This is a genomic window from Bacteroidales bacterium (assembly GCA_021157585.1).
Classification (GTDB): Bacteria; Bacteroidota; Bacteroidia; order Bacteroidales; family UBA12170; genus UBA12170.
In genome coordinates this window covers 1-5,581 of the sequence record JAGGWH010000058.1, presented here as the reverse complement: position 1 = coordinate 5,581, position 5,581 = coordinate 1, and the positions used below count along the sequence as shown (strand labels likewise).

The 5,581-nt window shown below is 35.0% G+C and carries 6 protein-coding genes; 1 reads left to right on the top strand and 5 read right to left on the bottom strand.

The genetic code is table 11. The features are described 5' to 3' along the window. Positions 1-1,775: TonB-dependent receptor (locus tag J7K39_03915; GenBank protein MCD6179030.1), on the top strand; the 1,775-nt coding region annotated here is incomplete at its 5' end. Between the two features lie 16 nt (positions 1,776-1,791). Here the strand turns inward: J7K39_03915 and J7K39_03910 are convergent. From J7K39_03910 to J7K39_03890, 5 genes are all read right to left on the bottom strand, one after another. Next, on the bottom strand, positions 1,792-2,406 hold the full coding sequence (locus J7K39_03910) for a TlpA family protein disulfide reductase (protein MCD6179029.1): 615 nt from the start codon (positions 2,404-2,406) through the stop codon (positions 1,792-1,794). Between the two features lie 102 nt (positions 2,407-2,508). Further along, positions 2,509-3,051, bottom strand: a complete 543-nt coding sequence (locus tag J7K39_03905; GenBank protein ID MCD6179028.1) for a 2-oxoacid:acceptor oxidoreductase family protein — start codon at positions 3,049-3,051, stop codon at positions 2,509-2,511. 20 nt (positions 3,052-3,071) lie between these two features. After that, positions 3,072-3,848 (bottom strand): 2-oxoglutarate oxidoreductase, encoded by a 777-nt coding sequence (locus J7K39_03900; GenBank protein MCD6179027.1) that lies wholly within the window; start codon positions 3,846-3,848, stop codon positions 3,072-3,074. 3 nt (positions 3,849-3,851) lie between these two features. After that, entirely contained in the window at positions 3,852-4,937 is a 1,086-nt protein-coding gene (locus J7K39_03895) for a 3-methyl-2-oxobutanoate dehydrogenase subunit VorB (protein MCD6179026.1), read from the bottom strand. A 30-nt stretch (positions 4,938-4,967) separates the two neighbouring features. Beyond that, the gene (locus J7K39_03890; GenBank protein ID MCD6179025.1) at positions 4,968-5,195 is read right to left on the bottom strand and encodes a 4Fe-4S binding protein; all 228 of its coding nucleotides are present in this window, start codon (positions 5,193-5,195) and stop codon (positions 4,968-4,970) included. Positions 5,196-5,581: the final 386 nt, after the last annotated feature.

Genomic DNA, 5,581 nt, shown 5'->3' with positions numbered 1-5,581 from the left:
CCAAACAACTCAATCAAGATCCCTATGCCAGCTTACAATCTTCTGCAGGTTCTTATAATACTTTACGAAACTCCGTGAGTTTTGGAACGGGTTTACTTAAAAATAAGATGGCTTTTGACGTTCGTCTTTCAAAAATCAGCTCTAATGGTTTTGTCGATCGCTCTTCGGCTGAATTAAAATCACTCTACTTTTCTGGCGGATATTATGGTAAAAATGATATTCTAAAATTCACCATCCTAAGCGGACAGGAAGAAACCTACCAAGCTTGGTATGGCATCCCAAAAGTACGCTTAAATAGTGATGTAGCTGGAATGCGGGATTTGGCATCAGACAATTGGTGGAGTACGGAAACAACAGATCATCTACTCAATTCCGATCCAAGAACCTATAACTATTACACTTACGATAATGAGGTTGATAATTATCAGCAAGATTATTATCAATTGCATTATTCTCACTTTTTTAATTCAGAATTGCAATTGAGCACCGCTCTATTTTACACGCGTGGGAAAGGCTATTATGAGCAGTTTAAAACCGATCGGAAATTCGAAGATTATTTATTTGAAGAAATTGTGATTGGAGGAGAAACAGTCAACCGCACAGATTTGATTCAGCGGAAATGGCTCGATAACCATTTTTATGGTTTAACCGCTGCCTTAACTTATCAAACGGATAAAATGGAAAGCGTTTTTGGAGGATCTTTAACACAGTATGACGGCGATCATTTTGGCGAAGTTATTTGGGCAGAATACGCTGGGAACAATGCTATTCGTAGTCCTTGGTATTTGAATAACGGATTAAAAACCGACGGGAATATTTATGCAAAAACAAATTATAAGCTGAGTGAAAAACTGATTGCTTATCTCGATTTGCAATACCGTTTTATTCATTATACCATAGAAGGAACACACGACGATTTACGGGATATTTCGCAAACGCACGATTTTAATTTTTTCAATCCTAAAACCGGATTATTCTATCAGTTTAACAATAAGAACCAAGCCTATGCTTCTTTTGCTGTTGCCAACCGTGAGCCAAGCCGTGGGAATTACCGCGATGCGGATATAGACTATCAACCAAAATCTGAGCGTTTATACGATTTTGAATTGGGTTATCATCATATCAATACACGGTTCGCATTTTCTGCAAATCTGTATTATATGAATTATAAAGATCAGCTTGTTGCCACCGGAAAAATCAATAATGTAGGCGATGCCATTATGACCAATGTGGCCAAAAGTTACCGCGCGGGAGTTGAACTTTCCGGAACATTCAGAGTAAGCGAGAAACTAGATTGGACTGGTAATTTTACTTTTAGTCAAAATAAAATCCTCGACTTTGTACAATATATTGATGACTGGGATAACTGGAATCAGCAAGCTATTGAATTGGGAACAACGGATATCTTGCTTTCACCGGATCAAATAGGATCTTCAACTATAAGTTATCGTCCAATTAAAAATCTAAGTATCAACCTGATCTCAAAATATGTTGGCCGACAGTATATTGACAATACCAGTAATGCGTACAATAGCATTGATCCCTATTTTGTAAATGATATTAATATTGCCTATCAAATTTATCCTAAAGGATTCAAAAGCATAGAATTAAGCCTTTTAGTCAGCAATCTCTTTAGCGAAGAATACGAAACCTATGGCTGGGCTTATAATTATATTTATAACGGTCAGCAGAAAGTTATGGATGGGTATTTTCCAATGGCTCCAATAAATTTTTTAGTGGGTATAAGTATTAATTTTGGTACAAATAAAGATTAGGGATTATTATATGCTCTTATTGATTGGGATTTGATTTAATAAGTTTATCTAATAAAGCCCTGATACTTTTGCTATTCCAATTGCTGCTACCTTTTTCGCGTACAATAATTTTTCCTTCTGTGTTTAATATAAAAGTAGCAGGAATTGTTTTAGACTGTAATAATTTGGGCTCTTTTATATAATACCGATAAACAGGAAAATTTAATTCGTGTTTTTGTAAAAAGCTATTTATCAGCGATTGTTTTTCGTAAGTGGCTATTACAAAATTAACATCATCTTTATAATCGATATAAAGTTTTTCTATCGATGGCATTTCGGCTACGCAAGGTGCACACCAAGTAGCCCAAAAGTTTATAAATATAGGTTTATCGGAAAGCTCTGAAAGTCTGACTTCTTCACCTTTGTCGTTTATTAACTTCCATTGTAAATCGTTTTGGTTTAATTTACCAAAATTTGCGTTTTCAGAAACCGATGGACCTAAGAGTGTGGCTCGTTTTATAAAAACTACTAAAGGAGTTCTGGTAGTAGGAATTATCAGGGCAATAATAAATAGAATAAATACAATATCGCTAGCCCAGCTCCACTTTGATTTTTTCTTAAGTTTAGCTTTATAGTTTTCGATTATTTTCATTAATTTTTTTCGCTAAAATACAAACTAAACCAAGATTTGCTGTTTTGTAGTAAAAAAAAGAGGATAATTCATTTGAATTATCCTCTTTGTAAAACGGAATACTTATACTTCCACTACATTTTTCATTCCGATTGTTATTGCATCCTGATTAAGAGGAATCAATTTGTGATGTCTTTCAGGAAGTGATTTTTTTAATCCTGCAATTACATTTTCCAGCTTTACAATTGGTTTGATTTTCATAAATGCACCAAAAACAATCATATTGAAGATTTTTGGGTTTCCCATTTCAGAAGCCATTTTAGCACCTTCAATTTTATAAATTTTAATGTCGGTACGAGATGGATGTTTGGTAATTCCGTTAGGATCGTAAATTAACACACCACCGGGTTTAACGGTTTTTTCAAATTTATCCATCGATTGCTGATTAAGAATAATAGCGGTATCGAAATTTGTTAGTATGGGCGAACTAATTCTTTCATCGCTAACAATTACAGTAACATTTGCTGTTCCACCGCGCATTTCAGGACCATAAGAGGGCATCCAACTTACTTCTTGGCCTTGCATAATTCCGGAATAAGCAAGGATTTTACCCATAGAAAGTACTCCTTGTCCACCAAAACCTGCGATAATCATTTCTTCAGTCATAATACTTAATTTTTAAACGATTATTTAACTAATTCACCATTTACTTTAATATCTCCGATAGGGAAATAAGGAAACATATTTTCTACCATCCAGTTGTTAGCTTCAACAGGTTCCATTTTCCATCCCGAATTACAATTTGAAACTATCTCAATGAAAGCCAAACCCTTATTTTCTTTTTGAATTTCAAAAGCTTTACGAATGGCTTTTTTTGCTTTACGAACTGCTCCCGGAGTGTGAACAGATTGTCGTGTGACAAAATATGTACCTGGTAGTTGAGCGACTAATTCGGTCATCTTCAGAGGATGCCCCATAGTGGCAATATCACGACCATAAGGGGAGGTAGATGACTTCATGCCTGGTAATGTAGTGGGAGCCATTTGACCACCGGTCATACCATAAATACCATTATTAATAAAAATAATAACAATATTTTCTCCTCTATTGCAGGCATGTAGAGTTTCGTTTCCTCCGATAGCTGCTAAATCGCCATCGCCTTGATAGGTAAATACATATTTATTAGGCCATACTCTTTTGATACCAGTAGCAACTGCAGGTGCTCTTCCGTGAGCGGCTTGAGTCATATCGATATTCATAAAATCATAGGCTAGAACAGAACATCCAACAGGAGCAACACCAATAGTATCTTCCCAGATTCCCATTTCTTCAACAACTTCCATAGTAATACGGTGTGCTGTTCCATGACCACATCCCGGGCAATAACTCAATGGTGCATCTGTCATTAATTTAGTCTTTTTATAGACTAAGTTTTCGGGTTTTATTATTTCTTTTATATCCATTTTTTATCCTCCAATAATTTTTTGCTCCAATGCTTCAAGTACTTCTTCGGGAGAGTGAATAACACCACCGTAACGTCCAAAATGTTCTGCCGGAACTTTTCCGTTAACGGCTAAACGAACATCTTCAATCATTTGTCCTGCACTCATCTCAACAGCTAAAAACCCTTTTGCTTTATCAGCTAAAGCATTGATTTCATTTTTTGGGAAAGGGAAAAGTGTAATTAAACGGAATATCCCAACTTTAATTCCTTTTGCTCGTGCCAGCGTCATTGTTTTTTGTGCGATACGTGCACTAGATCCGTAAGCTACAATAATATAATCCGCATCTTCGCAATTAATGGCTTCGTAACGAACTTCGTTTTCTTCCATTTTCTTGTATTTTGCTTGAAGTTTATGATTATGAGCTTCTTGTTTATAGGGGTCTAATTCTAAAGAAGTAATAATATTTCTTTCGCGAGATTTGGATTTTCCTACAGTAGCCCAATCGCCATAACGTTTAATTACTTCATCATCACTTAAACGCTCTTTTTGTTCCGGCATTACAACTTTTTCCATCATTTGTCCGATAACTCCATCAGATAAAATCATTACAGGATTACGGTATTTAAAAGCTAAATCAAAAGCCTCATTGACAAAGTCTGCCATTTCCTGAACAGAAGCAGGAGCAAGGACTAAAAGACGATAATCACCATGACCACCTCCTTTGGTAGATTGAAAATAATCGGCTTGAGAAGGTTGAATAGTACCTAAGCCGGGCCCACCTCTAACTACATTTACAATAACACAGGGTAGTTCGGAACCTGCAATATAAGAAATCCCTTCTTGCTTTAAGCTAACCCCGGGACTGGAAGAGGAAGTTAGGACTTTTTTGCCGGCTCCTGCAGCACCATAAACCATATTTATTGCGGCTATTTCACTTTCGGCTTGCAGAACAACCATACCTGTACGGTTTTCCGGACGCTCTATCATTAAATATTCTATAACTTCCGATTGAGGAGTGATAGGGTAACCAAAGTATGCATCAGCACCAGATCTGATTGCGGCTTCTGCAATAGCTTCATTTCCCTTCATTAATTTTATTTCACCCATATCTTATTTATTTTTTAAGATTTTAAATTATTAAACAACTTTTACTTTGTAAACGGTAATTACTCCATCAGGGCAAACTACCGCACAATTAGTACAGCCGATACAGGCTTCAGGGTTTTCCATATAGGCATAATGGTAACCTTTGCCATTTACATTTTTTGCTAGCAATATTACATCTGTAGGACAAGCAGGGATACAAACTCCACAGCCTTTACATTTTTCTACATCTACTTCTATTGCTCCTTTAATTTTAGCCATTTTTTAGAATGTTTAGAAATTTAATGCGAAAATACTTAAAATATGTGTGACCTTATTATAACGGAAATCTTTATTTATCAAGCTATTGGTAATTTAGAAAGAGTTTAAATTGTTATGTTTGCATAAGTAATTATGTTCTTTTATAACCCTTTGATTCTTTTGGTGTTAATAGAATAACGATTTTAAAAAGTCGAAATAGTAAGATGAAAAACATACTGAAGAGAAAAATTCTGGTTATGGATATTTATAAATATAGAATATAAATTCTCAATTTTTTCAGATGTATTTATAAAATATAGTTTGCATAATAAAATTTATTATATTTGTTATACAATTAAAAGAAAGATTTCAAATTTGAAAATGTTTAGGATAACCAACCTTTGAAT

What these genes read in the sequence shown, in the direction of transcription:
- J7K39_03910 (MCD6179029.1), bottom strand. Translation starts at nt 2,406, where the DNA reads ATGAAAATAATCGAAAACTATAAAGCTAAACTTAAGAAAAAATCAAAG.
- J7K39_03905 (MCD6179028.1), bottom strand. Translation starts at nt 3,051, where the DNA reads ATGACTGAAGAAATGATTATCGCAGGTTTTGGTGGACAAGGAGTACTT.
- J7K39_03900 (MCD6179027.1), bottom strand. Translation starts at nt 3,848, where the DNA reads ATGGATATAAAAGAAATAATAAAACCCGAAAACTTAGTCTATAAAAAG.
- J7K39_03895 (MCD6179026.1), bottom strand. Translation starts at nt 4,937, where the DNA reads ATGGGTGAAATAAAATTAATGAAGGGAAATGAAGCTATTGCAGAAGCC.
- J7K39_03890 (MCD6179025.1), bottom strand. Translation starts at nt 5,195, where the DNA reads ATGGCTAAAATTAAAGGAGCAATAGAAGTAGATGTAGAAAAATGTAAA.